Source organism: Cupriavidus sp. (assembly GCF_057315035.1).
Map to the genome: position 1 here is coordinate 1 of NZ_DBHKYV010000064.1, position 26,403 is coordinate 26,403.

At 63.9% G+C, this 26,403-nt stretch carries 24 protein-coding genes; 6 read left to right on the top strand and 18 right to left on the bottom strand.

Annotation, left to right across the window (positions count from 1 at the left end):
- Positions 1-88: 88 nt before the first annotated feature.
- The 9 genes from ACO550_RS37875 to ACO550_RS37915 form a co-directional block, all read right to left on the bottom strand.
- Positions 89-1,156, bottom strand: coding sequence for a 2-aminoethylphosphonate aminotransferase (locus tag ACO550_RS37875; protein ID WP_315597977.1), 1,068 nt, complete (start codon positions 1,154-1,156; stop codon positions 89-91).
- An 8-nt stretch (positions 1,157-1,164) separates the two neighbouring features.
- Entirely contained in the window at positions 1,165-2,352 is a 1,188-nt protein-coding gene (aepY, locus tag ACO550_RS37880; protein ID WP_315597978.1) for a phosphonopyruvate decarboxylase, read from the bottom strand.
- Positions 2,349-4,040, bottom strand: coding sequence for a phosphoenolpyruvate mutase (aepX, locus tag ACO550_RS37885; RefSeq protein WP_315597979.1), 1,692 nt, complete (start codon positions 4,038-4,040; stop codon positions 2,349-2,351). Before aepX ends, aepY begins: the two co-directional genes overlap by 4 nt.
- On the bottom strand, positions 4,037-4,792 hold the full coding sequence (locus ACO550_RS37890) for an NTP transferase domain-containing protein (RefSeq protein ID WP_315597980.1): 756 nt from the start codon (positions 4,790-4,792) through the stop codon (positions 4,037-4,039). The genes aepX and ACO550_RS37890 overlap by 4 nt, the downstream gene beginning before the upstream one ends.
- A 35-nt stretch (positions 4,793-4,827) precedes the next feature.
- Positions 4,828-5,859, bottom strand: a complete 1,032-nt coding sequence (locus tag ACO550_RS37895; protein ID WP_315597981.1) for a flippase-like domain-containing protein — start codon at positions 5,857-5,859, stop codon at positions 4,828-4,830.
- A 5-nt stretch (positions 5,860-5,864) separates the two neighbouring features.
- Entirely contained in the window at positions 5,865-6,677 is an 813-nt protein-coding gene (locus ACO550_RS37900) for a HalD/BesD family halogenase (protein WP_315597982.1), read from the bottom strand.
- A gap of 8 nt (positions 6,678-6,685) precedes the next feature.
- Positions 6,686-7,357, bottom strand: coding sequence for a CDP-alcohol phosphatidyltransferase family protein (locus ACO550_RS37905; protein WP_315597983.1), 672 nt, complete (start codon positions 7,355-7,357; stop codon positions 6,686-6,688).
- 159 nt (positions 7,358-7,516) lie between these two features.
- Positions 7,517-9,073 (bottom strand): sulfatase-like hydrolase/transferase, encoded by a 1,557-nt coding sequence (locus ACO550_RS37910; protein ID WP_315597984.1) that lies wholly within the window; start codon positions 9,071-9,073, stop codon positions 7,517-7,519.
- 11 nt (positions 9,074-9,084) lie between these two features.
- Positions 9,085-10,029 (bottom strand): tripartite tricarboxylate transporter substrate-binding protein, encoded by a 945-nt coding sequence (locus ACO550_RS37915; protein ID WP_315598009.1) that lies wholly within the window; start codon positions 10,027-10,029, stop codon positions 9,085-9,087.
- A gap of 119 nt (positions 10,030-10,148) precedes the next feature.
- On the opposite strand from ACO550_RS37915, the gene ACO550_RS37920 reads away from it, so the two are divergent.
- Entirely contained in the window at positions 10,149-10,685 is a 537-nt protein-coding gene (locus ACO550_RS37920) for a MarR family winged helix-turn-helix transcriptional regulator (RefSeq protein WP_315597985.1), read from the top strand.
- A 100-nt stretch (positions 10,686-10,785) separates the two neighbouring features.
- Positions 10,786-12,246: a DUF1254 domain-containing protein gene (locus tag ACO550_RS37925; RefSeq protein WP_485995150.1), complete on the top strand. Its 1,461-nt coding sequence runs from the start codon at positions 10,786-10,788 to the stop codon at positions 12,244-12,246.
- On the opposite strand, the gene ACO550_RS37930 is transcribed toward ACO550_RS37925, so the two are convergent.
- Positions 12,233-13,486, bottom strand: coding sequence for a cytochrome-c peroxidase (locus tag ACO550_RS37930; RefSeq protein WP_315597987.1), 1,254 nt, complete (start codon positions 13,484-13,486; stop codon positions 12,233-12,235). The two genes, ACO550_RS37925 and ACO550_RS37930, sit on opposite strands and share 14 nt — an antisense overlap.
- A 70-nt stretch (positions 13,487-13,556) precedes the next feature.
- Positions 13,557-14,861, bottom strand: a complete 1,305-nt coding sequence (locus tag ACO550_RS37935) for an alkaline phosphatase family protein (protein ID WP_315597988.1) — start codon at positions 14,859-14,861, stop codon at positions 13,557-13,559.
- A 162-nt stretch (positions 14,862-15,023) separates the two neighbouring features.
- Here ACO550_RS37935 and ACO550_RS37940 point away from each other — a divergent pair, with 162 nt between their 5' ends.
- Genes ACO550_RS37940 through ACO550_RS37950 form a run of 3 tightly spaced genes read left to right on the top strand, consistent with a single transcriptional unit; the run spans position 15,024 to position 17,018 of the window.
- Complete coding sequence (locus tag ACO550_RS37940) at positions 15,024-15,632, top strand: TetR family transcriptional regulator (RefSeq protein WP_315597989.1); 609 nt, start codon at positions 15,024-15,026, stop codon at positions 15,630-15,632.
- A 59-nt stretch (positions 15,633-15,691) separates the two neighbouring features.
- Positions 15,692-16,060 carry a metalloregulator ArsR/SmtB family transcription factor gene (locus tag ACO550_RS37945; RefSeq protein WP_315597990.1) on the top strand — a complete coding sequence of 123 codons (369 nt, stop codon included), beginning with the start codon at positions 15,692-15,694 and terminating at the stop codon, positions 16,058-16,060.
- Entirely contained in the window at positions 16,044-17,018 is a 975-nt protein-coding gene (locus tag ACO550_RS37950; RefSeq protein WP_315597991.1) for an SRPBCC family protein, read from the top strand. The genes ACO550_RS37945 and ACO550_RS37950 overlap by 17 nt, the downstream gene beginning before the upstream one ends.
- A 75-nt stretch (positions 17,019-17,093) precedes the next feature.
- On the opposite strand, the gene ACO550_RS37955 is transcribed toward ACO550_RS37950, so the two are convergent.
- Together ACO550_RS37955 and ACO550_RS37960 are read right to left on the bottom strand one after the other, a co-directional pair.
- Positions 17,094-17,411, bottom strand: coding sequence for a hypothetical protein (locus ACO550_RS37955; RefSeq protein WP_315597992.1), 318 nt, complete (start codon positions 17,409-17,411; stop codon positions 17,094-17,096).
- A gap of 160 nt (positions 17,412-17,571) precedes the next feature.
- Positions 17,572-19,440 (bottom strand): FUSC family protein, encoded by a 1,869-nt coding sequence (locus tag ACO550_RS37960; RefSeq protein WP_315597993.1) that lies wholly within the window; start codon positions 19,438-19,440, stop codon positions 17,572-17,574.
- Between the two features lie 125 nt (positions 19,441-19,565).
- Between ACO550_RS37960 and ACO550_RS37965 the strand changes: the two genes are divergently transcribed.
- Complete coding sequence (locus tag ACO550_RS37965; protein WP_315597994.1) at positions 19,566-20,456, top strand: LysR family transcriptional regulator; 891 nt, start codon at positions 19,566-19,568, stop codon at positions 20,454-20,456.
- Between the two features lie 175 nt (positions 20,457-20,631).
- Here the strand turns inward: ACO550_RS37965 and ACO550_RS37970 are convergent, their stop codons facing one another.
- The 5 genes from ACO550_RS37970 to ACO550_RS37990 all read right to left on the bottom strand — a co-directional run bounded on the left by ACO550_RS37970 (position 20,632) and on the right by ACO550_RS37990 (position 26,389).
- On the bottom strand, positions 20,632-21,798 hold the full coding sequence (locus ACO550_RS37970) for an ABC transporter permease (protein WP_315597995.1): 1,167 nt from the start codon (positions 21,796-21,798) through the stop codon (positions 20,632-20,634).
- A 2-nt stretch (positions 21,799-21,800) separates the two neighbouring features.
- Positions 21,801-22,955: an ABC transporter permease gene (locus tag ACO550_RS37975; RefSeq protein WP_315597996.1), complete on the bottom strand. Its 1,155-nt coding sequence runs from the start codon at positions 22,953-22,955 to the stop codon at positions 21,801-21,803.
- 2 nt (positions 22,956-22,957) lie between these two features.
- Positions 22,958-23,689, bottom strand: coding sequence for an ATP-binding cassette domain-containing protein (locus ACO550_RS37980; RefSeq protein WP_315597997.1), 732 nt, complete (start codon positions 23,687-23,689; stop codon positions 22,958-22,960).
- A gap of 3 nt (positions 23,690-23,692) precedes the next feature.
- Positions 23,693-24,901, bottom strand: a complete 1,209-nt coding sequence (locus ACO550_RS37985; RefSeq protein ID WP_315597998.1) for an efflux RND transporter periplasmic adaptor subunit — start codon at positions 24,899-24,901, stop codon at positions 23,693-23,695.
- 75 nt (positions 24,902-24,976) lie between these two features.
- Positions 24,977-26,389: an FAD-linked oxidase C-terminal domain-containing protein gene (locus ACO550_RS37990; protein ID WP_315597999.1), complete on the bottom strand. Its 1,413-nt coding sequence runs from the start codon at positions 26,387-26,389 to the stop codon at positions 24,977-24,979.
- Positions 26,390-26,403 lie beyond the last annotated feature (14 nt).

A 26,403-nucleotide genomic window follows, 5' to 3' on the forward strand; every position in this document is an offset into this window, starting at 1 on the left:
AAGCGTCGGCTGATCGTGAGCCGCACGAAGTCATTGACACGGTTGCTCTCCCGCGTTGCGGGAGAGGGGAGCCAGGTCTTCAGCAGTTTCAGCGAGCCAGCAATTCGCGGAAGCCAGCCACCAGGCGATGCATGTCCGCTGCGTCGAGTGCGCCCATCGTGGAAATGCGGAACAGTTGCGACGACAGGCCGCCCTGGCCGGCATAGATCACGAAGCCTCGGGCCTTCAGGCCGTCGTGCAGTTGCTCGTACGTGACGCCCTGCGGCAGCTTGTAGGCACGCAGTACCACCGACGACTGGGTTGCGGGCCACAGGGCCTCGATGCCCAATGCAGCCAGGCCCGCGCGGACTTCCTCGGCCAGCGCCGCGTAGCGCTGATGGCGGCCTTGCCAGCCGCCTTCATCCGCGTGTTCGCGCAGTGCTTCCACCAGCGCGTAGTACGCATGCACCGATGGCGTGAACGGCGTGTTGCGCTGGTCCTGCAGCTTGGCCAGCCGCGCGATATCGAGGTAGTAGGTGCGACTGGCGGCATTGGCCAAGGCACTGCGGCGTGCGATCACAAACGCCGCGCCGGGCACGCCGTGCAGGCATTTGTTGGCCGTGGCGGCCACCGCGTCGATGTTGCCGCTGAAATCGATGGCCTCGGCGCCGAAGCTGCTCACGGTATCGACCAGCAGGCGCACATTGCGCGCCTGGCATAGCTTGTCGATCGAGGGCAGGTCGTTGAGGCGGCCCGTGGTGGTTTCGTGATGGATCACGGCCAGATGGGTGATGGCCGGGTCTGCCGCCAGCGCCGCGTCGATGCGAGCCAGGTCCGGCGTATCCATCCAGTCGTGCTTCACCACTGTGTGGGCAATCTGGTACTGCGCGGCGATCTGCGCAACGCGCTCGCCGTATACGCCGTTCTGCACGATCAGCAGCTTGCCCTGTGCGGGCACCAGTCCCGCGATCATGCTTTCCAGCGCGGCGGTACCCGAGCCGGTCATCAGCACCGCGCTCCAGCTTGCCGCGTCCAGTCCGTAGACGTCGACCAGCCGCTGGCGCGCTTCATCCTGCAGGTCGAAGAACTCGCTCTCGCGATGGCACAGGTCGGTTTGCAGCAGGCTCTGGCGGACGCGTTCGGACAGCGTTACCGGGCCCGGATTCAAAAGCAGCATGCGATTCCTCAAGCGTGTTGGGTGTTGCCAATGTCGGCGCCGATCTGCTGGCCCAGGCGCGTGCGCACCTGCACCGGCGTAACCGATGGACGTGGCAGTCCGTCGGGCGTGCCGGCGCGTGTCTGCAGGCAGACGAAATTCGGGCCGGCGGTGGCCGTGGCCACATTCGCCATTACGGTGTCGAGCATGTCGAGGTTATCGCCCTCGATGGCCGATGCATAACCGCACGCGGCCGCGACGCCCGCAAACGACACGTTGTGCGACACCGTGGCCTGGCCACCGGTCGAGTCGTGTGCATTGTTGTCGAGCAGCACATGCGTGAGGTTGGCCGGGCCATAGGCGCCAAGCGTGGCAAACACGCCCATGCGCATCAGTGCCGCGCCATCGCCATCGATTGCCACCACCTTCAGGTCGGGGCGGGCCAGCGCCAGCCCCAGCGCGAACGGTGTCAGGCAACCCATCGAGCCAACCATATAGAGCTGGTTCGAACGGTCGTCGAGCGCGTAGAGTTCACGGCCGCAGAACCCGGTGGAGGCCAGCACCACGGTCGAGTCAACCGGGGTATGGGCCATCACGCACTGCAATGCTTCCTGGCGGCTCGGCAGTTGCGCGGCGCCGGTATGCGCTACCTGCGGCACGGCCTTGGCACGTGCCTGCGGTGGCGTCTGCGCTTGCAGCGGGTAGGGCGCCACGCTGCCTTTCTGCATGATCAGTGCATAGGGCCGACCCGTGGCATCCATATGGGCGATGGCACGATCGAGCGCCGGACCAACGGCTGCGGGCTCGGTCGGGAACAGTTCCCACGGGATGTCCATGGTGTCGAGCATGGCCGGCGTGACCGGGCCCATCAGCGCGTGCTGCGGTTCGTCCGCTGCGCCGCCCGGCTGGCCGCGCCACGTGACGATCAGCAGTTGCGGCAGGCGGAAGGTCCAGGTCAGCGACGTAAGCGGGCTCACGGCGTTGCCGAGGCCCGAGTTCTGCATCATGGTGATGCCACGCACGCCATTGCGCGCACCTTGCGCCACGCCGGCGATAAACGCTACCGCATCGCCTTCATTGGCCGCCGACACATAGTGCAGCGACGAGTCCTGCACCACGTAGTTGATGAATGGCGTCAGGTACGAGCATGGCACGCCTGCATACCATTCGAAACCGCGCTCGCGCGCGGCTTCGACAAACTGTACGGCCTCGATCATCGAGCAGCCTCGCCGGCATTGTTACCGAGCGAGTAGGGCGTCTGGGTATGCGCAAAGTCACCAGCGCGACGGAAATCGTCGAGGTCGTTCACACCGCGCCAGTGGCCGTGCACATACTTGACCTCGACCTGTTCGCCGGCTGCCACCAGCGCGTTGAGCAGGTCGGGCAGGTCGAGCTTGTCGAAGTCCGGACGCTGGCGCAGTTCGCCGAGCAGTTTCTGCAGGCGCACACGGCCTTCGCCGCGCACGTTCAGCAGGCCGATCCAGCGGCCATGCGGCGCATCGCCGGCAGGAATTTCATCCGAAACCTTGCGCAGCAGGATCTTCTGGCCGAACAGGTCGCGGTCATCGGCCGCCGAACACCATGCGAAATCGCGCACGCTCTGGCTCGAAGCATTCGATGCCGACGAATCGACCACCACGCTGAACGGCGCATCGGAATCGACCAGGTCACGCAGGATGTAACTGCGGAACAGCAGGTCGCCATAGGCGATCACGGTATCGGTCTGCAGCGTATCGGCGGCGCATGCCAGCGAGGCCAGTTCGCCGGTTTCGGCATGGCGCTCGTTGCGGACCAGATTGATACCAGCCGCATCGATGGCCTCGGCCTTGTAGCCGCCCACCACGGTGATGTCGTTGATGCCCTGGTTCTTGAATCCGTCCACCAGCCAGCGCAACAGCGGCTTGCCAGCCACCGGCAGCATGATCTTGGGCTTGTCTTCGGTCAGCGCCTCGAGGCCCTTGCCGCGGCCTGCGGCCAGCACCACGGCCGAGCCGGGTGCCTGGCCACCGGTCAGGTAGATTTTCTCGGCGGCCGAGTATTCGTCGGCATCCTGCAGGCGGAAGATCTCGTTTACGGTGGCGATGCGGTCTTCCACGTTGACCAGCGTCTCGCTGTCATGGATTTCCTTGGCCACGGCCTGCATGCCCGATGCCGCCACGCGGATCAGGTGGTTGGCCCAGATCACCAGGCTGATGCCAGCCTTGCGGAACACGTCGGTCGGCGTGCTGTAGTACTTGGTCGGCACGATCACCAGCGGGGCGCGGCCGGCCCATTCGCGCGCAAAGGTCACGATCTCGTCGGCCTTCGACAGCTTGCTGTGGATCAGGATCGCGTCGGCGCCGGCCTGGCGGTACGCCTCGGCGCGGCGCAATGCTTCTTCCATGCCCCAGCCGGCGATCAGCGCTTCAACGCGCGCCACGATCGAGAAATTGTCATCGGCCTGCGAATCCTTGCCGGCCTTGATCTTGCCGCAGAATTCGTCGACATCGGCCAGCGGTTGCTGCTCGCCGCCGATAAAGCTGTTGGTCTTCGGGAAAATCTTGTCCTCGATGCAGACCCCGGCAATACCGCGCTGTTCGAGCTTGCGCACCAGCCGGCGCATATTGTTGAAGTTGCCGTAGCCGGTGTCGCCGTCGAGCAGGATTGGCAGGTCGCTGGCATCGGCCATGAACTCGAGGTTGTCTACCACCTGGGTCCAGCTGGCCTCGTTGTTGTCGCGTACGCCGAACTGGGCGGAAATGGCCAGGCCCGAGGCCCAGATGCCCTTGAAGCCGGCCTCGCGCACGATGCGCGCGGACAGCCCGTTGTGGGCTTCCATGATGAATTCCAGGTCATTGGACAGCAGCATCTGGCGCAACCGGGCGGCGCGCGAGGAAACGAGCAGGTTCGGGTCGATGGCGTTCATTGGGCGATTCCTACAGGCAGAAGTTGGGGCAGGACTTCTTCGGCGGCGCGAGCAACGTCGCCGGGGAAATCGATTTCAATCCAGGGGGCGCCGGTTACGTCGGCGGTATCGAACACGTGGGAGCGTTCCAGCAGCAGGTCGCGTACCGCCTCTTCGTGCGGCATGTTGGCGCGGCCGGTGTCGACATAGCCCTTCACGATCTCGGCGAAGCGCAGTGCGCAATCCTGCTTGAAGCGGAAGAAGCCGACCGATTCACCGATGGTGTCGTATTGCAGGTCGGTCATCAGCTGCTTGCGCAGTTCCACTGGCACGCCGTCCTTCAGGCACAGCTTGACCGGTTCATCGCCTGCTTCGAAATCACGGTCGATCAGCAGGCGGTTGACGGTGTCGCCAGCCACGAGCTTGCTCATGATGCGCTCGTCATAGAGTACGTCGGCATCCATCAGCAGCACGTCGCCACCGCGCGTCATGGCATCGGCCACGGTGTGCACGGTCAGCACGCTACCCAGGTCGAAGCGCGGGTTGATCACGATTTCGAGGTCGCGGCCCAGTCGCGCCAGTTCGTCCTGAACCTGCTGCGGCTCGAAGCCGAGTGCCAGCACCACTTCGGTTACGCCGACTGCATCGAGCAGGCGCAGGTGACGCTCCAGCAGCGTGACCCCGTCAAAGCGCAGCAGGCATTTCGGGAACTGCTTGCCCTGCTGTTGCTGAAGTCGCAGGCCGAGGCCCGCGGCAAGAATGATTGCTCGCATTATGTTGTTCTCACATGCAGATTAAAACCGCCGCATCAGCCCCGCTCGGTGGACAGGGCATGCGCGGCGCGGCGGCGCTGGAACTTCCGTTCGCTGAAATGCAGATACACGAGCCCGGGGATGCCGAGCACCAGCTCGCGCACGCGCTTGGCCAGCGATAGCGCCAGCGCGGCATCCGGGGGCAGGCCCACCAGCGGGCCCAGCAGCAGGTAACCGCCTTCCTGCGCACCGAGCGACCCCGGAATCGCAAACGCGGCGCCGCGAATCGCCTGGCCCACGCTTTCGAGCAGCAAGGCCTCATGCCAGTTCACCGGGTGCCCCAGGAAATACAGGATCAACCAGACCTCGCCGGTACCGACAATCCAGCCGACCAGATTAAGCAAGAAGCTGGCCGCAACCTTGCGCCGCTCGCGGTACAGTTCGCGAATCGCACTGTCCACGGCATCGGCACGCAGCGCCAGGCCGGCCCAGCGGCCCGGGCTGGCGCCATCGTCCTGGGTCTTGCGCTTGCCAAACAGCTTCTGGCCAATGCGCATCACGCGGCCGAACATGCCGCGCCGCTGCAGTACACAGAACGCCAGCACGCAGATGCCCAGCACGATCGTTACGCCAATGATCGGGGTACGGTATTCGGAAAGGTCGCCGTGCGCGCCAAATGCCACGATGCCCAGCAGTGCGAACAGCATCTGCGACAACGCCTGGGTAGTGGTGCTGACCGTGATGGCCGCCGCGGCATCGCGCATGCGCGCACCACGGTGGGACAGGTAGCGCACCATCAGCACCGGACCGCCGATCTGGCCTGCCGGCAGCAGGCTGTTGACCGACTCGCCGGTCCAGCGCGCCTTGAGGGCACTGCAGAACGAGCCATGGCGCGTCTTGCGGTCGAGCAGCACGGCAATGGCGCCGGCATCGAGTGCCAGCGGAATCAGGTGGAACGCGGCCACCACGGCCAGGCCCCAGCCGGCCGACATCAGCGTGGAGGTGACCGCACCCACGCCTTGCCAGGCCAGCAGGCCGACGAACAGCGCCGCGCCTACCGATAACAGGAAGAAAGCTGCACGACTCACGCCAGTTACTTCCCGCCAAGCAGTCGCCGGAAGACCTGGCGAAAACCGAAGTACGCCACGGCGTCCTTCATGTTCGAGATAAAGCGCAGCCACGGCCGCATGCCCGGATCGGTCACGTATTCGAACGTGAGCGAGACCCGGATCTCGTTGGGGCCGGCCGGCGTGATGCGGTGGCGCAGCTTGTCGCCATCGAACAGCACGATGCCGCCCGGCGGAATCTGGACCGAGCCCGGTTCGTCGGCAATCTCGGGGTTGCGCGTATGCAGCTCATAGTCGAGCCGGCACGACGATTCGTCGAGTACGCCGATCAACAGCGTATAGCGGCGGCCATCGTAGTAAGACGTGTCGTAGTGCCAGCCGATATGGTCGCCCTGGCGCGTGTAGTAATACAGCGCGTAGGCGTGTGGATCGGTCTCGGGACAGACCTGCAGCTTGTCGCCGGTGATCTGTTCGAGCCAGCCGATCAGCGCCTTTGAGCGATACAGCTCGGCAATGAACGGCGCCTTTTCGTCGATCGTATGGCGGCTGACGCTGCCGCCTTGCTTGTGGCCGGGCAGGTAGTTGCGGTTCAGACCCGCCTGCAGGGCGCGGGCCAGTGCCACGAGCTGCGCGGTTTGATCGGGGGCCAGGAACTTGTCCAGGTAGATGAACGCGCCCTGGCGCTCGAAATCCTGGCGCAGCGCGGCCGTGTCGAGCTGGGCCACGACGTTGGCCACGGCGGCATCCGGGCGACGCGCGGCCGGTTGCCTGGATGCCGATTCCGGTTGCGGTGCAGCGAGCGGATCTAGCGCGATGTCGCTGGTAACTTGCTCTCGCATGGACTGTCTCAGTGATCGGTGGTTGTCGCGACTGGCTGGGGGCGCCGCATGACTCGCCAGTAATCGATGATGACAAGAACGGCAAACAGCGGTGCGCCGATCGAAGCCGCTGCCAGGAACGGTCCGATGCCGCCCGTCAGCGTGACCAACGGCAGCAGGTACAGCACGTCTTCCGTCTCGAAGCCGCCCGCTGAAGCCTGCTTGGTACCACTTTTGCCAACCCGCGATTCTATACGCATGCGCAGGAAGAAGATCAGCGCCACGGCCAGGCCAGCCACCGTACCGCGCACCACGGGACCGACGCTCTCGGTCACGGTGGTGGTATTGGCGACCGCCATGCCGAAGCTGACAAACAGCAGCACCGTAATCAGTGCATCGCTGGCCAGGTCGTAAAAGTGGCCGATCTTGCTTGATTTGCCGCTAATTCTGGCCAACTCCCCATCGGTATGGTCGACAAAGTTGGACAGGACGACGAGCAGCGCGCCCCAGTTGGTCCAGGCATAACCACCTTGCGCGATGCACGCAATGCCAGCCACGCCAATCAGCAGGCGCAGCGTGGTCAGGTGGTTCGGCGTAATGCGGGTGTTCTTGAGGGGCCGCACCAGATGGCGGGCAAGGCGGGCGTCCCAGGTGGACGGCAAGGGCGGTTCATCCGGGTATTTGGGGGATTTCTGGTTCATCCGTCAACAATCAGGTGGGGCGGCTCCGGCACCCCGGGGCGCCAGGCGATGCGCAACACTACGCCTGCTACGCAGGAATGACAAGGGCGCCAGAATACGCCCTTTCCCGCGCTTCTGCACGCCACACCGGGTCGGAAGCTGCCGATCCCACCACACGCGTCACCACACGCCAAAGAAGACGCCTGCCTGTTTGTATACGTTGGTCTTGGCCGCGACTTCCTCGTTGGTCACGGTCACGCGCGGTTTCAACGTGCAAAACCAGTCGAGCAGATGGCCGCGCATGAAGGTGCGTACCGCTTCATGGCCCGGGTCGGCGCCAAGGTCGACAAATTCGCACGGATCGTTCAGCAGGTCGAACAATTGCGGGCGGAATCCCTGCCAGTGGACGTATTTCCAGCACGCGTCCCGGACCATCCAGGCGCGGCATTCGGCCGGATGACGGCCCAGCGCCACACGGGCGCCGCGGAAGCCATAGTCGAGTTCCGATACCACGAAGCCACGCCAGGCAGCCGAACGTTGCCGCGTCAGGTCCAGCAGCGAACGTCCCTCGACACGGTGATCGAATGCGGGCAGCCCGAGCGCATCGAGTATGGTCGGCACCACATCTACCGCCGATACCATGCGGGCATCGGCCTGGCCACGCGTGCCGTCGGCTTCGGCGGACGGGTCGTAAACAATCAGCGGCACATTCTGGACGGTGTCGTAGAACTGTTCCTTTTCGCCGAGCCAATGGTCACCGAGGAAATCGCCATGGTCGGCGGTGAAGACAATCAGCGTGTCCTGCCAGCGGCCGGTGCGTTCCAGCAAGTCCCACAACTGGCCAAGGCGGTCGTCGATCTGCTGGATCAGGCCCTGGTAGGCGGGGCGCACGGTGTCGGACACCTCCTTGCGCATGAAATTGGCACATTCCTCCTGGGTCCGGTACGCATCGAGCACCGGATGCGGGTTTTCCAGTTCGATGTCATGGCGCTGTAGCGGCAGGCAATCGTCGAGCGAATAGGCGTTGTGATAGGGCGCCGGCGCCAGGTACGGCCAGTGCGGCTTGACCAGTGACAGGTGCAAGACCCACGGGTCGTCGCCGCGCGCGGCGATATAGTCCATCGCCCGATCCACGGTATAGGCCGTTTCCGAGTGCGGCTCGGCCACGCGCGCGGGCAGGCCGGCATTGCGCATGTGCCAGCCCGAGACAATCTCACCGTCGGGTTTCTGCGCGCTGATCACGTAGTCGGTCCAGGGGTCCTTGCTGTCGTAGCCCTGGGCACGCAACCAGTCGGCATAAGGACTGTACGGTTCGGCGTGATGGCCGTCGTGGCGGTCCACCTCGATGAAATGGCCACTGCGCAACAGTGTTTCCAGTTCCGTACCGCCATCGAGGTGAAGTCGCTGCAGGTTCGCTCTGTCAGGCATGACATGGGTCTTGCCAGCCAGCGCCAGCGCACGGCCGCTGTCCTTCAGGTATTCGCCCAGCGTGATTTCGCCAACCGATAACGGCACGCGATTCCAGGTGGCGCCATGGCTGCTGACGTAGCGGCCGGTATAGAAGCTCATGCGGCTCGGGCCGCAGACGCCCGAGGTGACAAAGGCATTGTCGAAGCGTACGCCGCGCGCGGCCAGTGCGTCGATATTGCGCGTACGCAGCGTGGGATGGCCGTAGCAGCCGAGATGATCGCGACGCAGCTGGTCGCACATGATGAACAGGACGTTGCGTGCTGACATGTTGCGGCTCCTCAGTCGCCCACGAAACCCGAGGCCTTGACCACCGGGTTCCAGCGGCTGGCATCGCTGGCCAGGACCTTGGCAAACGCGTCGACGCTGCCGCTTTGCGGTTCCAGTCCCAGCTTCAGGAATTTTTCCTGCAGGTCGGGCGAAGCCACGGCGCGGGCGATGGCGGCGTTGAGGCGGTCCACAGCCGCGCGTGCGGTGCCGGCCGGCGCGACAAAACCATAGCGGCCCACGCCTTCGATGTCCTTGTAGCCCAGTTCGGTAAACGTCGGTACATCAGGCAAGGCTGTCGAACGGCGCGTGCCCGAGGTGGCCAGCACATGGATCTTGCCGGCGCGATGCATCTCGGTCAGGTCGGCCAATGTGTCGACCGATGCCGGCACCTGGCCGCCGACCAGCGCGGTCATCAGCGGTGCGGAGCCGTTGAACGGCACATGCAGCATCTGCACACCCACCTGCTTGCCGATCATCAGGCCAAAGAAATGGGGGATGCTGCCCAGCGCGGGCGAGGCATAGGCCGCATGCGTTGTGTCGGCCTTCAGCCAGCTCACATAGTCCTTGAGGTTCTTCGCTGGTGAACCCGGGCCGGTTGCCAGCGCCAACTGGAAGTTGGCCACCTGCGCCACCGGCACGAAATCGCGCGCCATATCGTAGTTGAGCTTGCGATAGACCAGCGGGGCGATGGTCATGACCGCCGAATTGGCCAGTACCACGGTGTTGCCATCGGCCGGTTGCGATCTGGCGTAGCCCATTGCCAGCCGACCGCCGGCGCCGGGCTTGTTCTCGATGACGACGGTCTGCCTGAGTTCCTCGCGCAGCTTGTCGCCAACCAGCCGCGCGGCCAGGTCGGCGGTGCCGCCGGCCGGGTAGCCCACCAGGATGCGCAACGGTTTGTCGGTCTGGGCCAGCGCGCTACCGCAGGCCAGCAACAGCGTCAGCGCGCCAAGCATGGCGCGGCGGGTGGGGCGATTCGGGCTGGACAAAGCGATCTCCTCGGGCGAATTTCGATTGTTATCGGTGTGTCCGGCACGCTAGCATCTGACCCATTAGTTAACAAAGTCAACTATTTATGGTGCGCGACACTTCCGGGACGCTGCAGGAGCCAGAACGGCTGGCGGATTTCATCAATTACCGGCTCTATCACCTGAGCCGCGTGGCCATGGCTGCCAGCGGCCAGCACTTGCGATCCGCAGCCGGAGTCAGCCGGCGTGAATGGCGCATGCTGGCTTTCCTTGGCGAGCAACCGGGCACGCGATTGACCGAACTTGCCGCCAGTGCGGGACTGGACAAGGTGCTGGCCAGCCGGGCGGTGCACGCGCTGATGGAGAAGGGCCTCGTGCACAAGACGGTGCGGGCGGGGGATCGTCGCGCGGCAGCGTTCACCTTGAGTGAAGAGGGAGAGGTTGTGTACGCGGCGGCGTTCGCACGGGCACGCGATTTCAATCGCGAGCTTGCTGCTTGCCTCGACCCCGAAGAGGCACGGGTCTTCTCCCGCTGCGTGGACAAGCTTCATGCGCAGGCCATGACGATGCTCCGGGCGGCCCCGGTTCAATCAGCTTCCGATGACGTGGCAATGTGGGAAGACCCGCTGAGTGTGTGGCGGTAGGTCTCACGAACGCGTTTAACGGGGATGCCGAAAAAATTGTATTCCCGTGAATGGCGCAACGGGCGAGCATATGGCATCCCTGATCATCGGAATCGATCCCATGAGCCGCCTGCATTCACTCGTCATTGTCGCCGCGCTGCTTGCCACCCCGATGGCGATGGCCGCCGGTGAGCCTGCCGCCAAGCTCCCGCCGGGGCCGGTGGCCGGGGCCAACATGCCCAGGAGCTATGTGAAGAACGTGGCCAAGGTTGCCTATATCTGGGGCTGGCCGATGGTCAACATCCACAACCGGCACCTGGTCTTCTCGAAAGTACCCGAGAACGGCCTCGGCGACGGTGTGCTGCCGGTGGCCCCGCTGAACCGGCTGACCATGCTGACCGACTACATCAAGCCCGAAGAGCGTGCGGTAGCCACGCCGAACCAGGATGTGGCCTACGGCTTCGGTATCTTCTCGCTGGAAAAGGAACCGGCCGTGTTCCAGGTGCCGGACTTTGGCAGCCGCTTCTGGGTCTACCAGCTTGGCGACCAGCGGACCGATACGCTGGGCGGTGTCGGCAAGATGTATGGCACCAAGCCGGGGTTCTACATGGTGGTGGGGCCGAACTGGAAGGGCCAGACACCCAAGGGCATCCGCGGCGTCTATCGCTCGCCGACCAATATCGCGTACATCATTCCGCGTGCATTCCTGGACGACACCGCGCAGGACCGCCAGGCCATCCGGCCCCTGGTGAGCCAGATCATGGCGTATCCGCTCAGCGAGTACGACGGCAAGATGAAGACGAAGGACTGGACCAAGCTGCCAAACCTGTCAGACCCAGCCGGCGGCAAGCAGGGTAGTGGCGCCGAGACGCAGTGGGTCAAGCCCGAGGCATTCTTCAAGGAGCTTCCGCTGGTCATGAAGGAAGTCCCGCCGCAACGCGGCGAGGAAGCGCTCTACGCATGGTTCCAGTCATTGCTCGATGCCGCGGCGAAGGACCCGGCCATTGCGGACACGCTGACGCAGGCGGCCGTCGAGGCCGACAAGGAGATGATGCCGGACATGCACCAGTACTCGGCCGCCGGTGTGCCGGTGGGCAATGGCTGGGTGGCGCCGATGAATGGCGCCGAATTCGGCACCGACTACTACAGTCGGGCCGCCGCCGCCAAGGCCAACATCTTCGTCAATCCGCGCCGCGAATCGGCGTACTTTGGCCAGGAATACGACGCCGGGAAGGCGCGCCTGAACGGCGCCAACGCCTACACGATCACGTTCCCGAAGGGCACCTTGCCCCCGGTGAACGGGTTCTGGTCGCTGACGCTCTACGATGCGGCACATTTCTTCGCGCCCAACGAGATCAACCGTTTCTCGCTCGGCACCAAGAACAAGGATCTCAAGTTCAACGCCGACGGCTCGCTGACGCTCTACGTGCAGAACCGCAAGCCCGAGGCCGACAAGGTGGCCAACTGGCTGCCAGCACCGACTGGCGATTTCGAACTGTTTATCCGTGCGTACTGGCCCAAGCCCGAGATCCTGCAGAACTCGTGGGTGCCGCCGCCAGTGCAGAAGGTCAGCGCGAACTGACGGGGTTGATGTAACCGTCGTCAAACGTTTTCAGGAACGCCACGACATCGCGGATCTCGCGGTCGTCAAGCGCCGGACGTGTGCCGGCCTTGCGGTCGAAAGGTGGATCGAACCGGTCGACGTTGCGGCGCAGTTCAGGGGGCAGGTCGTCATACAGGACGGGCTGCCCCTGGTCATTGCGTGCATACCATCGCGCAGGCTTCAGGTCGCGTTCCACATAGAAGCGCACGACGTCTTCCAGGCTGTGAAAGCGGCCATTGTGGAACCACGCGCCGCGCTTGGCCGTATTGCGGAGCGTTGGGGTCTTGAACATGCCGCAATAGTCGCTGCGTTGGCTCTTGTCGGTCCGCTTTGGCCCGCACAGGCCAAGATCGTAATAGGCGGGGTCGGCATTGGCGGCGATCTCGGGGTTACGCGGCACGCCGAACGCGGCAAACTGGTAGTCAGTGAGCAACGGATGCGAGCCATCGGCGCGCTTCTCGATCAGGTGGCAGGCCGCGCAGTTGCCTTTGGCTGGATCGGCAAACAGTTTCAGGCCACGCAGCTCGGCTGCACTGAGCACGGTGGTGCCCTTCAGATATGCGTCGAACTTGCTGTCGAAACGGTGGAAGCTCGGATCGTCGAGCTCGAATCGCTCCAGCGCGCGCATGGCCATGTCGAAAGCGCGCTGGGGGTTGTCGAATACGTCGGGGCCAAAGGCCGCGCGAAAGTCGTCGGCATAGGCGGCACGGCGCAGTTTGCCAGCTACCACGGCACGACTTTCGTTGGCCATCTCATCAGGGTCCAGCAGCGGCCCACTTGCCTGGTCATGCAGGCTATTGAAGCGGCCATCCCACATCAGGCCACCCTTGGGCGGATTGTCGGTTTCGGTCAGGCGCTCGGTCACGCTGGCGGCTTGCACATGGGTCCAGATCGGCGTGGCATTGAGCGTATAGGCCAGGCCCGGCGTGGCGCGCTTGCCCTGCCGGTCAAGCCGCGGGCCGCCAAGCTGGACAGCCAGCCCATTGGGCGGCCCATAGCCGTACGCGGGATCGTGGCAACTCGCGCATGACTGCCGTCCCGAGGCCGATAGCGTCGGGTCGAAGAACATCGCCTTGCCCAGCCGGGCCAGCGTGGCTGCATCAGGGGTGGGCTTAGGCGTGGCTGCAACGGGCGCCTGCCTGGAGTCGCAGCCCGCCAGCAAGGCAAGCGCCAGCACCGCGGTACACACCACACGGATCAAGGAAGAATTCGGGATCATGTCGACAAGCGCCGCCCGGGCGCGACACCCGGGCGGCAATCACCAGACCGCGGCGGCGGTCAGGCGTGGGTCAGAGATTGGTGAACACGTCGGTACTGAACGCGGCCAGGCCTTCCTGGCCGGCGTAGCCCAGGTACTCGCCAAGCTGGAAGATGTCTTCCAGTGTCTTGAGCAGCGAATAGTGGTTGTACTGCGTGGTCGAGACGGTGCCCGGCTTGATGAACGGCGACAGAAGCACGGCGCCGGTGCGGTCGCCACCGAAGTTCTGGGTGACCAGGTTGATGTCGTACGGATAGTGCGATACCGAGGCCGGGAAGCTCTGCGTGACGGGGAAGCTCGATGCCGGCACGTTCGGGCCAGCCTGCTGGTTGCAGCAGGTATTGCCCGAGAACGTCATGGTCAGCGTTGGAGGTACGGTGGAGCTATCGAGCGCCTGCGTGGCATACGAGCTCTCATCGAAATTGATGATCAGCAAGCCATCCTTCTGGTAAGCCGGCGAGGCCATGATCAGCGGGACCCACTTCTGCAGGAACGCATCTGCAGATACCAGGCCACCCGGGTCGCCGTTCACACAAGTGCTGCTGCCGCCGTCGTGCCCGTCGTTGCAGAGGTTGGGCGTGATAAACGTGAAATTGGACGTGGTATCGATCGACTTCAGGTCATCGGTCAGCTTGTTCAGGTTGACGACATTGGTCGCGCAGTCAGGCGAGTCGATGATCGAATGGAAGTACATGAACGGGTTGTGACGCGTGGCGTACTGGTCGGCGGGCAGGCCGCCGGCAGTGGCAGCTTGCGCGGACTGGGTCGCGTCCGTGGTGTTCAGCACCGGATGGCCGCACGTGGCGCTTTCGCGCGATGGATCGTTGCCCATGTCCTCCATATAGCCGCGCCAGGTCAGGTTGGCGGTCTTGAGCTGGTCGGGCAATGTCTTGATGGCCGCAGGGTATACGCAGCCGGTGCCAATGGCCTGGCCGTGATCGCCCATGCCGCTGAGCGTGAAGTCCTTGAAGACCATGCAGTCCATCTGCGTATCGGCGGTTACCGACTGACCGCTGATCATGGCGATGTAGTTGCCCAGGCTGACGTGCGTGGTGCCGAAGTATTGCTGCAGGTGCGCGCCCTGGCTTACAAGCGTCTTCGAAAGGTAAGGTGCCTTCGATGTGGCGGAGAACGTGGTGGCGTAGTTCTCGTTCTCCAGCGTGATCACGAAGACGTGCTTGATCGACTGGATGGTCTTCGGCGCCGGCGTTGGGACGGTCGCCGTGCTGGTATCCGTGGAGGTCTTGTTATCGTCTGAGCCGCAAGCCGTGATGGTCAGCGCGGCACACGCGGCGCACAGCGCGGCAAGCCAGCGCGAGCGGGGGTGCTTGAACATGTGGAAGTCCTTATCGTTCTTGAAAGTCGCACAGACTCCCGTTGGCTCATGGGACGTCGTGCGGGCGACATATAAACAAACTTGTATGTTTGTTTTGTGACAAACGGTGAGGAAGTTGAGCCATCAACCCGGCGTAATGACGTTGTCGTTACAATCGCCGTCATGCCCACCCAAGCTGAACGAAGCGCGTCCACAAGACAGGCGCTCATCGACGCCGCCACCACCTTATTGATCGAACAAGGCTATGCCGCCTTTGGCGAGGCGCGCGTCTGCGAGATGGCCGGTATCAGCCGCGGATCACTGCGGCACCAGTTTCCGGAAGGTCGCTATGACCTGCTGCCGGCCATGGTTTCCACCTTGCTGGAAACCGAAGCGCAAAAACTTGCCGCGCTCGGTCCCATGCCCGCACGCGTGCGCCTGCACCTGATGCTTCATGCGCTGGTGCAACGCCGTCAACGCCATACCTCGGTAGCTATCCTCGAAGTCTGGATGGCATCGCGCGGCGACGATCGGCTGGACGAAGCGGTTCGCCCGTTGCTGGCCATGGTGCCGGAACGGCTGTTCGGGCAAGAGCCCCACAATATCGCCGAACCGGAACTGCTGGCATTGCGGCTATTCCTGCATGGCGCCACACTGCACAGCTTTGCGGCCGACTATAGTCCGGACCGCCTGGCCGACGCAGTGCAATGGCTGATCGACCAACTTCCGACGCCCCCTGAGTTGCCCGAGGTCATGGCCCGCATCGCGGCCTTGCAGCGGCAGGCGCGCTAACTTCAGAAATCGTTACTAAAGTCCTTGCTTAACTAATTGTCGTCCCTATACTAAAGGACATGCTTAACCATTCCAGTCCCAATTCCAATCCACTCGACGCCACGTTCCAGGCGTTGGCCGACAACACCCGGCGAACGATGCTGGTGCAACTGGCGCGCGGCCCGCTGTCAGTCACCGAACTGGCAAAGCCGCTGGCGATGTCGCTGCCGGCGGTCATGCAGCACCTGTCGGTGCTGGAGCAGGCGGGGTTGGTCAGCACCGAGAAGATCGGGCGGGTACGCACCTGCCGCATGGCGCCCAATGCGCTGGGCGAAGCAGAGCAATGGATCAGCGCCCGGCGTGCCGAATGGGAAGGACATTTCGACCGGCTGGGCGAATACCTGGAAACCATGAAAAAGGAGGCAGCATCCGATGGCAACCGCAACTGAGACCCCCGAAGTCGCGCAGCACCGGCAGTCCCTGACCGTATCGCGCGCGTTCAATGCCCCGCGCGACCTCGTTTTCAAGGCATGGAGCGCAGCCGAACATCTGAAGCACTGGTTCTGCCCGCACGGGTTCACGATCCCCGAGTGCGAGGTCGAGTTCCGCCCTGGTGGCAAATTCGATCTGTGCATGCGCTCGCAGGGCGGTGGCATCGAACACTGGATCCGTGGGCACTACGTTGAAATCATCCCGCATTCGCGACTGGTGCTGGACCTGACCGTGGTCTCGACCGAAGGCACTGCACTGTTCAATGCCCATACGGCCGTGGGGTTCGAAACGGTGTGCGGCGGTACCGAGATGACGGTGACCCAAACATACACGCTGCTCGATCCTTCGGCCGGTGACTTCACGCGCGGCGCCGAAGAGGGCTGGGCCCAGACGCTCGATCGGCTTGGCAAGGAGGTTGCGCGCATCAGCGCGGAAACGCCGCCGCGTTCAGTGGCACATGGCACGTTCTCGATCGAACGCACCTACGACGCCTCGCCCGAACTGGTATTCCGCGCGCTTAGCGACCCGGCCGCCAAGGCCCAATGGTTCCATGGCGGCAATGGCTATCAGTTGGTATCGCGTTCGATGGATGTGCGGCCAGGTGGTCGCGAACATCTGCAGGGCAAGTGGGACAACGGCCTGATGTCGACGTTCGACGCGGTCTATTTCGATGTGATCCCCAATGAGCGGCTGGTCTACAGCTACGAGATGCATATGGGCGAACGCAAGATCTCGGTGTCGCTGGCCATCTTCGAACTGAAGGCCGTGGGGCAGGGGACGCGGCTCTCGCTGACCGAGCATGGCGCGTTCCTCGATGGCTATGACGATGCCGGATCGCGCGAGCATGGATCGGGACTGTTGCTCGATGCCATCGGCGCTTGGCTCGAGGAAGCCACACAAGCCACGCAAGCGTGAGCCAAAAAAAACCGCGTCCGAAACCGGACGCGGCGTAAGTCTCATGTCAAGAGAACGAAGCAGAAAGCAGGAAAATCAGGCGCTGTGGGCGGGCGGGGCGGAGACTCCGGTGCGATCCAGGCCGGCGAGGTTCAACGTTGCCGCCGAGCGCGCACCATCGGTGTACGGATCGGGCTTGTGGATGCCATAGGCGCCGTCGGTGTAGACATCGCGCTTGCCGATCGCATTGGCGCCTTCGGTGAAGACGTCGCGCTTGCCATTGTGCATTTCATAGCCATAGCGGTCGGCGGGGACGCCGCGGTCTTGCATGCCTTGTCCGGATTGCGCGGCGGCCAGGGAGCAGGCGCACAGCAGCGTGGTGGCAAGCAGGGATTGGATCGTGTAGTTGTGCATGTTGATCTTCAACTGATGGGTGGACGGCGCGTCTGGCAGGGGTGGGGGGGTGACGCGCCGTCCGGGACGCCTTGTGGGCGGTGCCGCATCGGAGTGGTACGGCACGGGACGAAGTGTAGTCACCCCGATGTATTCCGGTGATGATTTAAACCGTCAATCATCAGTCGGTTTTTTCATGTGTGTGCAACGTGACGTCAAGCACCACTAGCGCGCTCTGAACGTTGGCCGCCAGGTCGCGATCGTGCAGCGAAGAAAGTTGCGCGATGGCTGCGTCGATCCACGCATGCAGCGTGGCGGGCGGGGCAACCGGATGACCCGTTTTCACACGCGCACGGAAATGCCGTGCCACGATGCTCAATACCCGACGCACGGGTTTGCGCGTGGCCAGCGGCAGCGCCGGCATGGCGCGCTGCAGGGCTAGCGTGCAATAGCCGATCTGCAGTTCGGTAAAGCCATCCGATGCGATCCGGCCCCGACTTGCGCCTAGCCTGGGCATCAGTTGGCCGAGCCGGTCGAACATGCGCGCACCCACGCGCGTATGCGTATCCGCGGCACGCCACGTGGCCGCGCGCGCCAGATCCTGCCAGCTTGCCCGGATCAGCCGGTGGGCCGCCACATGCGCACCGAATGGCCGCGCCAGCATGGCCCAGAGCGGCGCGAACAGCATCGCTGCCGCATTGGCCAGACTGGTGTTGAACAGGCCAATAAAGTTGGCGTCGTAGACGCTCTGCACATTGGCGAACGATGCGGTATTGACCGACAGCAGCATCGCAATCAGGTTGAAGCCGGGCCGTGTGATCAGCATGCCGATGCCCAGGTACGGCACGGCCAGCAAGCCCGTGAGCGTCTCGAAGGTCTGCGCATGCGGCACGACCAGGAACAGGTAGAACGACGAGATCAGCAGGCAGACCGTGGCCCAGCGGACAAATGAACGCGCCACGGGGCGCGGTTCATCGATGGTTGCGAAGAAACAGCACGCGATGGCCGATACCGCCACCGGCCCGCCGCCATCTTCCCATCCCGAAAAAATCCACAGCAGGCCGGCGCAGAAGACGGCCAGACCGGCCGATACCGCGCCGAACAGCAGCATCGCGTGATCGTGGTGCAACGACGCGGCCTCGGTTTGTTCATTGGCGGGCAGGGATTTCACGGCGGGTGGGCCGTCGCCGATGCCCTGCTGCAATACCGTGCACGACTGCAATAGCCGCGCGTGCTGCGCCTGTAGCCAGTCCGCGGTTTCGGTCAGCGCCGCCTGCGGTAACGTATGGCCCGCGCGCTGGCGCGAAGCCTGCAGCACGCTTTCCAGTCCAGACAGTACCGGCATCAGGCGCGACATGCGGGCGCGTAGCGCGCGGGCATGATCGACCGCATGGCGACTTTCGGCGTCGAACGACAGCTGCACGATCAACTGGTCCAGCGCCAGCATGTCGGCGGCCAACCGATGCCGGCTCGCAGTGGCGCGCGGATTGCCTGCGACGATGTCACTGGCCCACGTGGTGGCATCGTCAAGCCACGCGCGTGCGCGTTCGCGCAGCGCCGGCGCCACCTTGGCCGGAAACACAATCGCGCCGACCAGGCTGGCGCAGACGATGCCGATCACGATTTCCTCGATGCGTGCCACCGCAATATCGAAGATGTCGGCCGGCTGCATCACGGCCGGTAGCGCGACAATCGGCAAGGTATAGGCGGCCAGCAGGAACACGTAGCTGCGCGGCGACCGCTGCAGCAGCGACAGGTAGACCAGCACCATGATCCACACGGCAATGGCACCCATCAGCACGATCGGCATATTGACCAGCTGTGGCACGGTGATCACGGCTGCGGTGGCGCCAAGTATGGTGCCGGCCACCCGATAGGCGGCCTTCGAGCGCGTGGCGCCGGTCAGCGGATTCGATACGAAATAGACCGTGGCCATGGCCCAGTAGGGGCGGGGCAGGCCGAACGAGAGGGCGATATAGAGTGCCAGCATCGCGGCCGCGAATGCCTTCAGCGAAAACAGCCACTGTCGGGCATGCGGCCAGCTAGCCATGATTTGTGATGCGCTGGCGGTCCAGCGTAAAGGGGGCGTTGGACCGCAAGTGTAGACGCGCTGCAAATATTCTCTGCATGATTTAAAATTCCGGCCTTCAGTCGAAATATTCATGGAAAGAATCGATGCCGATCGACATCCGAGCGCTGCGTTACTTCGTGGAGACGGCGCGCCTGAAAAGCTTCACGCAGGCGGCGACTTCGCTATATGTCACGCAATCGACCATCAGCAAGATGGTCCGGCAGCTCGAGGACGAGATTGGCCAGCCGCTGTTGATCCGCGAGGGCAAGAGCGTGCGGATGACCGATGTCGGCAAGGTGGTCTATGACCGTGGCCAGGAGGCATTGGGCGTGGTGCACCGCCTGACGCTGGAAGTGGCCGACCTGTCATCGCTGGGGCGAGGGCAATTGACGGTGGGCATTCCGCCGATGGTCAACCTGTTTTTCTCGCCGGCGGTCAGTGCGTTTCGCAAACGCTATCCCAATCTCCAGCTCACGCTCTCGGAACATGGCGGACAGGTGGTGGAACAGCAGGTCGCCAACGGCGAGCTGGAAGTGGGCGCCACGGTGCTGCCGGGTGACAGCGGCCTGCAGCTCGAGACGCGCCAGTTCGCCAAGTACCCGATCTGGGCCGTGGGGCCGCATCGCGCCGCATGGGCCAGTAGCCGCACGGTTACGCTCGAAGCGCTGCGCGATGAGCCGCTGGTGATGCTGACCGACGAGTTCTCGCTGACGCGCAAGCTGCGCCAGGCGTTCCTGGAAGCGCGCATCGAACCGCATGTGGTGGCACAAAGCGGCCACTGGGATTTCCTGGCAGCGATGGCTGCAGCCGGACTGGGCACCACGTTCCTGCCCGAACCGCTACTGTCCCGCCTCGAAACGCGCGACAAGCTCGCCGTGGCGCGGCTGACCGAACCGACCATGGACTGGGCACTGGCGCATATCTGGTCGCCGGGACGCTATCTGTCCCATGCAGCCAGGGCCTGGCTCGAGGTCTGCGAGGAAGTGATGGGGTGAGGCGGTAACGCTAGCTATGCCAACTGTTTGCTCCCCTCTCCCGCACGGCGGGAGAGGGGCGGGGGAGAGGGCAAGGCGGCTCAAGTTGCCGATGTCGCGTCTTGATGCGCTGGCCCTCTCCCCCAACCCCTCTCCCGCGCAGCGGGAGAGGGGAGCAAAACAAAGCGGGGTGACGTTACCGCGCCCTTAGCGCATCCACAATATTCAGCCGTGACGCCCGTAGTGCCGGCAAGAATCCGCCGATCAGGCCCATTGCCATCGAGAACAGCAAGGTCTTGATAATGATCGATGGCGTCAGCACAAAGCGGAACGACAAATCGGCAAAGGTCTGGAAGTTGGTGGTCGTGAACGATGCGAACTGCATCAGCGACGCACACAGCAAGCCGGCGATACCGCCCACCAGCCCAAGCAGTACCGCTTCGATCAGGAACGCCATCATGACATTGGTGCGCTGGAAGCCCAGCGCACGCAGCGTACCGATTTCGCCTACGCGGTTGGCCACCGATGCATACATCGTGATCATCGCGCCGATCATGGCCGCGATCGAGAAAATCGTGGTCAGCGTCAGGCCCAGGATATTGATGAAGGTAGATAACGCCCGCGACTGGTCGCTGTAGAACTGCTGCTCGCGCTTGGCCTCGTTGGCCAGCCTGGGATCCACGTCAATGGCGCTGCGAAACTTGTCGAACGCATCGGTATTGGCCAGCCGTAGCACCATCGACGAATAACTCGTGCGGCGGAACGACTGCATCAGCTGGTCCACATCGCCCCAGATCTCGGAATCGAAGCCACTGCCGCCTGCGTCGAAATGACCGACCACGGTCCAGTCACGTTGCGCAAAGCGCAGATGGTCGCCAACGCGCACGTTGCCATAGCCCCTGGCCAGGCTGCTGCCGACAATGATCTCGGCCGAGCCAGGCTTGAACATGCGCCCCTGGGTCAGCTGGACCTGCGGCCGCATCGACACCCCCAATGGCGAGACGCCGCGAATCACCACGTTCGAAGGCGTCGTGTAGCCGGCCTTGGTCAGCGAGATCAACACCACGGCTTCGCGCGATGCCATCGGCCGGCCTTCGGCGGTCATGGCGATGGACGGATACATCTCCAGCGCGGCGGCCTGGTCGCGCGAGATTCCACTCTGGATCTCGGTCTCGGCGCCTTTGCGGATCACCACCACGTTGTCGTGCTCGCCCGTGGTCACCAGTGTCTGCTTCAGGCCGGCGTCGAGCATCAGCATCGTTGCGAAGACAAACACCACCAAGGCCAGCCCGCCGGCGGTCAGGGCGGTAGTCAGCCGCCGGGCCCAGACATTGCGCGCGATATAGTGCAGCGGAATGACCATGGCTAGCCGATTGCCCTCAGTCCTTCAACGATCCGCACGCGCGAGGCCTGTACCGCGGGCACGATCGCGGCGGCCAGCCCCACCACCAGCGCGCAGGCGGCCTGCATGGCCATGGTCTCGTGCGACACCGTGAAGACCGGGAACACGCCGCCTACCGCCTGCTTGAAGAAGCGCGCGGCTGGCGGTGTCAACAACATGCCCAGCGCACCGCCAAACGCGCTGATTACCAGCGATTCGCCAAACACCAGCAGCGAGAGGAAGCCCGAGCCAAAACCCAGCGCCTTGAGCGTGGCGTACTCGGTGATGCGCTCACGCGCGCTCATGGCCATGGCATTGGCCATCACGGCCATCACGATCACGATCACTACATAGGACACCACGCGAATCGCCGCGATGATCTGGTTCGACATCGCCACAAACCCGAGCTGGAACGCCTGCTCGGTCTCGGTCAGCGTTTCGGCCAGCGAGTTCTTGAACACATTGTCGACCGCGCGCGAAATGCTGGCGGCGTTGTCGGGATTGTCGATGCCGATCACGAACACGCCCACCTGATCGGCCTGCCGCGCGGTCTTCTTGCGCACGGTCTCGTTCAGGTAATCCCAGTGGAACACCATCTGGCGCGTGATGGTGGTTTCATCGCGTCCCTCCATGATGCCGCGCACCACGAAATCCCAGGTGCCGGGGTAGATCGTGCCCTTGATGGGAATCACATCGCCGACCTTGAAGCCATACGAATCGGCCAGTTGCCGGCCCACCAGCGCCCCGCGCCGGTCGCGTTGGTAGTCGGCGCGCTGTTCCGGCGTAATGACGAACTCGGGGTACAGGTCGAGGTAGTTGTCCGACACCGCAAACTGGGCGAAGAAGTTCTTCGGGTCACGGTAGATGCCACCGAACCAGTTTGAGCGCGCGACCTGCGTCACGCCGTCGACACCCTTGATCCGGTATTCGTAGTTCAATGGCAGCGCGAAGGTCAGCGAGATCGCATTGCGCGTGACCAGCCGCGCGTTCGAGGCCGCGGATGCACCCGCATACCAGGCGTCGACCACGGTCTGCAGCAGGCCATACGCCAGCACTGCAATCACCAGGCCAAGCACGGTCAGTGCGGTACGCAGCTTGTGGCGCAGCGCGTTGCGGGCGATCAGCTTGGTCAGGTACATCGTCAGCCTCGCTGCTCGTTGTGCAGCAGCTCGCCTTTTTCAAGGTGGACGAGCGACCGGGCGGCTTCCGCGGCGTGGGCATCGTGGGTGACCATGATGATGGTCTTGCCCAGGTCCGTATTGAGCCGCTGCAGCATGGCCAGGATTTCGGTAGCCGATGTACGGTCGAGGTCGCCAGTCGGTTCGTCGGCCACGATCAGCGTCGGGTCCGTGATCAGCGCCCGCGCAATCGCCACGCGCTGCTGCTGTCCGCCGGACAACTCGCTCGGATAGTGGTCCATGCGGTCGGCCAGGTTGACCATGCTCAGGACCAGTTCCACGCGCTCGCGCCGCTCCGCGCGACTGAGCCGGGTCAGCATCAGCGGCAGTTCCACATTCTCATAGGCGGTCAGCACCGGCATGAGGTTGTAGAACTGGAAGATAAAGCCGACGTGCGCGGCGCGCCAGTCGGCCAGCGACGCTTCGGGCAATTCCGAGATATCGACGCCATCCACCAGCAGTTCGCCACTGTCGGGCCGGTCGATGCCGGCGATCAGGTTCAATAGCGTGCTCTTGCCGGAACCGGATGGTCCCATCAGTGCGATAAAGTCCCCGGCGGCGATATCGAGTGAGATATCGGACAGCACCGGCACGGTCTGTGCACCGCGCTGGTACGACTTGGCCAGATGGCGGATCGAAACGAGTGGGGCCCTGGTTGTACCGTCAAGAGGCCCGTTGTGCGACGCGGTGGCCATGGCTTACTTCTTGGCCACGGTGACCTTGGCGCCGTCGGCGAGCTTGTCAGCCGGCGCCAGAATCACGATATCGCCGGCCTTCACGCCTTGCACAGCCACGAGTTCGCCAATCTTGGCCCCACGGGTGACCGGCACCTGCCTTACCTTGCCGTCGGCGATCACGAACACCACGGCCTTGCCGTCGCGTTCGACCACGGCCGAAGGCTGCACCGCGGTCTGCGGCTGGTTCTCCGCAGGCGGTACCGGCTTGGACAGGAAGGCGATCTTGGCGCTCATGTCGGGCAGCACGCGTTGGTCCCGATCGACAAAGCGGATCTTGACCAGCACGGTGGCCTTCGAGCGGTCCACGGTCGGCACGATGCGTGAGACGCGACCGGCCATGCGCAGGTTGGGCAGGGCGTCGAGCAGGATCTCGCACGGCTGTTCGACCGTGATCTTTGCGATGTTCGATTCGGCGACGTCGGCTTCCACCTCGAGCGTTTCCATGTCGGCAATCGTCACGATGGCACCCTTGGTGTCGGCCGCCGCCGAGAACGGCGTGATGTTGTCGCCGACATTGGCATGCTTGATCAGCACCACGCCATCGAACGGCGCGCGGATCACGGTCTGCTCGACCGATACTTCCGCCGCGCGTGCATTGGCCTTGGCCGAGACGATCGACGCCTGGGAATTGTTGATCGAGGCACGCGCCTTGTTATAGCGGGCCACGTCGCTATCGTACTGCTGCTTCGAGATGGCCTTGGGTACCAGCAGTTCTTCCGAGCGCTTGAGGTTAACCTCGGCATCGCGCAACTCGGCCTGCTGCAACTGCAGATTGGCCTCGGCCACCTGCACCTGCGCGCGTGCCTGCGCGGCGGACGCTTCCACATCGCGGCTTTCCACGCGCGCGATGATTTCATCTTTCTTTACGCGCGATCCCTCCAGCACACCCAGCCATTCCAGCCGGCCCTGCGCCTTCGATGCCACGGCGGCCTTGCGCTGCGGCACCACATAGCCGGTGGCATTGAGCAGCGTGTAGTTCTGGGAAGGATAGGCCGAGGTGACCGTGGTGCTTTCCACGGCCTGCGGGCCCGCCAGCCTGGCGCCCACGCCGATCAATACCAGCACGATCAGCGCAATGATTGCGTAGCGAACCCAGTGCCGGCGCCGCCGGGGGGCGGGCGCCATTGCGCTGCGGTCGATTTTCAGCTTGCTCAGGTCTTGATCAGCCAATTTTGGGAACCGTTTCGGTGCGAAATGCCGGAAAAGGCTCCCAGTATAGCGAGTGCGCGATGCCACCAAGCGCTGTTACAACAGCTTGCCGGGATTCATGATCCCGCTCGGATCGAACGCCTGCTTGATTGCCCGCATCAGGCGCAGTTCCAGCGGGTCCTTGAGCGCCAGGAACGCGTCGCGCTTCAGCTGGCCAATGCCATGTTCGGCACTGATGCTGCCGTTGTAGCGCGCCACTTCCTCCATGACTTCGTCGCTGACGGCCTTGCCGTCGCCGACCGCCCACTTCGGATCGGCGTCGAGCGGACGCGACAGGTTGTAGTGCAGGTTGCCATCGCCAAAATGGCCAAAGATAAACGGACGGATGCCGGGATGACGCGCGTGCAGTCGCGCCTCCATCGACGCCATGAAGGCCGGGATACTCTCAATTGGCAGCGATACATCGTGCTTCAGGTGCAAGCCATCGGCGCGCTGCGCTTCGGAAATCTCCTCACGCAGGCGCCACAGGCCCTGCAACTGCGCCAATGATGCGGACACTGCGGCATCGAGGCACAGGCCCTGTTCCAGCGCATCGCCAATAACCGACTCCAGTAACGCGTTGAGAACATCCTCGGCGGCGGTATCGGCGATCTCCAGCAGCACATAGGCCGGATAGCGTTCGGCGAACGGCGCATGGACGTTTTCGGCATGCGTCAGCACGAGATCCAGGCACTCGCCGGTGAAGAACTCGTAGGCCTGCAGGCGCGCGCCGCAGCGTGCGAACAGCAGGGAATACAGTTGCAGCGCCTGTTGCGCCGACTCCACCGCGGCCAGCACCACGGCGCGTGAATCGGCGCGTGGCGACAGCCGCAGTGCGGCGGCCGTGATGATGCCGAGCGTGCCTTCCGAACCAATCAGCAATTGCTTGAGGTCATAGCCGGTATTGTCCTTACGCAGCGTGCGCAGGCCATGGAAGATCTCGCCGTTCGGCAACACGGCTTCCACGCCGAGCACCAGTTCGCGCGTCATGCCGTAGCGCACGACATTGACGCCGCCGGCATTGGTGGCCAGGTTGCCACCGATCTGGCAGGAATCCTCGGCCGCCAGCGAAAGCGGGAACAGCCGGTCGTGTTCCTCGGCGGCGCGGCGCAGGTTGCCGAGGATACAACCCGCTTCGGCCACCATCGTGTTGGCAATGGTGTCGATCGAGCGGATCTTGTCCATGCGATCCAGGCTTAGCACCACATTGGCCTGGTTACTGTCCGGGGCCGCGCCGCCGCACAGGCCGGTATTGCCGCCACGCGGCACCACGGGCACGCCGGCCTGCTGGCATAGCGCCAATGCCTGCGCAACCTGTTCGGTCGTGCGCGGCCGCACCACGGCTTGCGCATGTCCCTTGTACAGGCCGCGCCAGTCAGACAGCCACGGTGCCACCGCATCGGCGGCCGTGGTCACGACGTCGGGGCCAAGGGCTTCGGTCAGGCGTTGGGAGAAAGCGGTATCGGACATGGTCGGCAAGGATG

Coding starts and splice junctions, on each gene's coding strand:
- ACO550_RS37970 (WP_315597995.1), bottom strand. CDS start 21,798: ATGGTCATTCCGCTGCACTATATCGCGCGCAATGTCTGGGCCCGGCGG.
- ACO550_RS37990 (WP_315597999.1), bottom strand. CDS start 26,389: ATGTCCGATACCGCTTTCTCCCAACGCCTGACCGAAGCCCTTGGCCCC.
- ACO550_RS37910 (WP_315597984.1), bottom strand. CDS start 9,073: ATGTCAGCACGCAACGTCCTGTTCATCATGTGCGACCAGCTGCGTCGC.
- ACO550_RS37935 (WP_315597988.1), bottom strand. CDS start 14,861: ATGTTCAAGCACCCCCGCTCGCGCTGGCTTGCCGCGCTGTGCGCCGCG.
- ACO550_RS37915 (WP_315598009.1), bottom strand. CDS start 10,029: ATGCTTGGCGCGCTGACGCTGTTGCTGGCCTGCGGTAGCGCGCTGGCC.
- ACO550_RS37940 (WP_315597989.1), top strand. CDS start 15,024: ATGCCCACCCAAGCTGAACGAAGCGCGTCCACAAGACAGGCGCTCATC.
- aepY (WP_315597978.1), bottom strand. CDS start 2,352: ATGATCGAGGCCGTACAGTTTGTCGAAGCCGCGCGCGAGCGCGGTTTC.
- ACO550_RS37900 (WP_315597982.1), bottom strand. CDS start 6,677: ATGCGAGAGCAAGTTACCAGCGACATCGCGCTAGATCCGCTCGCTGCA.
- ACO550_RS37980 (WP_315597997.1), bottom strand. CDS start 23,689: ATGGCCACCGCGTCGCACAACGGGCCTCTTGACGGTACAACCAGGGCC.
- ACO550_RS37925 (WP_485995150.1), top strand. CDS start 10,786: ATGAGCCGCCTGCATTCACTCGTCATTGTCGCCGCGCTGCTTGCCACC.
- ACO550_RS37945 (WP_315597990.1), top strand. CDS start 15,692: ATGCTTAACCATTCCAGTCCCAATTCCAATCCACTCGACGCCACGTTC.
- ACO550_RS37950 (WP_315597991.1), top strand. CDS start 16,044: ATGGCAACCGCAACTGAGACCCCCGAAGTCGCGCAGCACCGGCAGTCC.
- aepX (WP_315597979.1), bottom strand. CDS start 4,040: ATGAACGCCATCGACCCGAACCTGCTCGTTTCCTCGCGCGCCGCCCGG.
- ACO550_RS37965 (WP_315597994.1), top strand. CDS start 19,566: ATGCCGATCGACATCCGAGCGCTGCGTTACTTCGTGGAGACGGCGCGC.
- ACO550_RS37930 (WP_315597987.1), bottom strand. CDS start 13,486: ATGATCCCGAATTCTTCCTTGATCCGTGTGGTGTGTACCGCGGTGCTG.
- ACO550_RS37890 (WP_315597980.1), bottom strand. CDS start 4,792: ATGCGAGCAATCATTCTTGCCGCGGGCCTCGGCCTGCGACTTCAGCAA.
- ACO550_RS37920 (WP_315597985.1), top strand. CDS start 10,149: ATGGTGCGCGACACTTCCGGGACGCTGCAGGAGCCAGAACGGCTGGCG.
- ACO550_RS37905 (WP_315597983.1), bottom strand. CDS start 7,357: ATGAACCAGAAATCCCCCAAATACCCGGATGAACCGCCCTTGCCGTCC.
- ACO550_RS37975 (WP_315597996.1), bottom strand. CDS start 22,955: ATGTACCTGACCAAGCTGATCGCCCGCAACGCGCTGCGCCACAAGCTG.
- ACO550_RS37960 (WP_315597993.1), bottom strand. CDS start 19,440: ATGGCTAGCTGGCCGCATGCCCGACAGTGGCTGTTTTCGCTGAAGGCA.
- ACO550_RS37955 (WP_315597992.1), bottom strand. CDS start 17,411: ATGCACAACTACACGATCCAATCCCTGCTTGCCACCACGCTGCTGTGC.
- ACO550_RS37875 (WP_315597977.1), bottom strand. CDS start 1,156: ATGCTGCTTTTGAATCCGGGCCCGGTAACGCTGTCCGAACGCGTCCGC.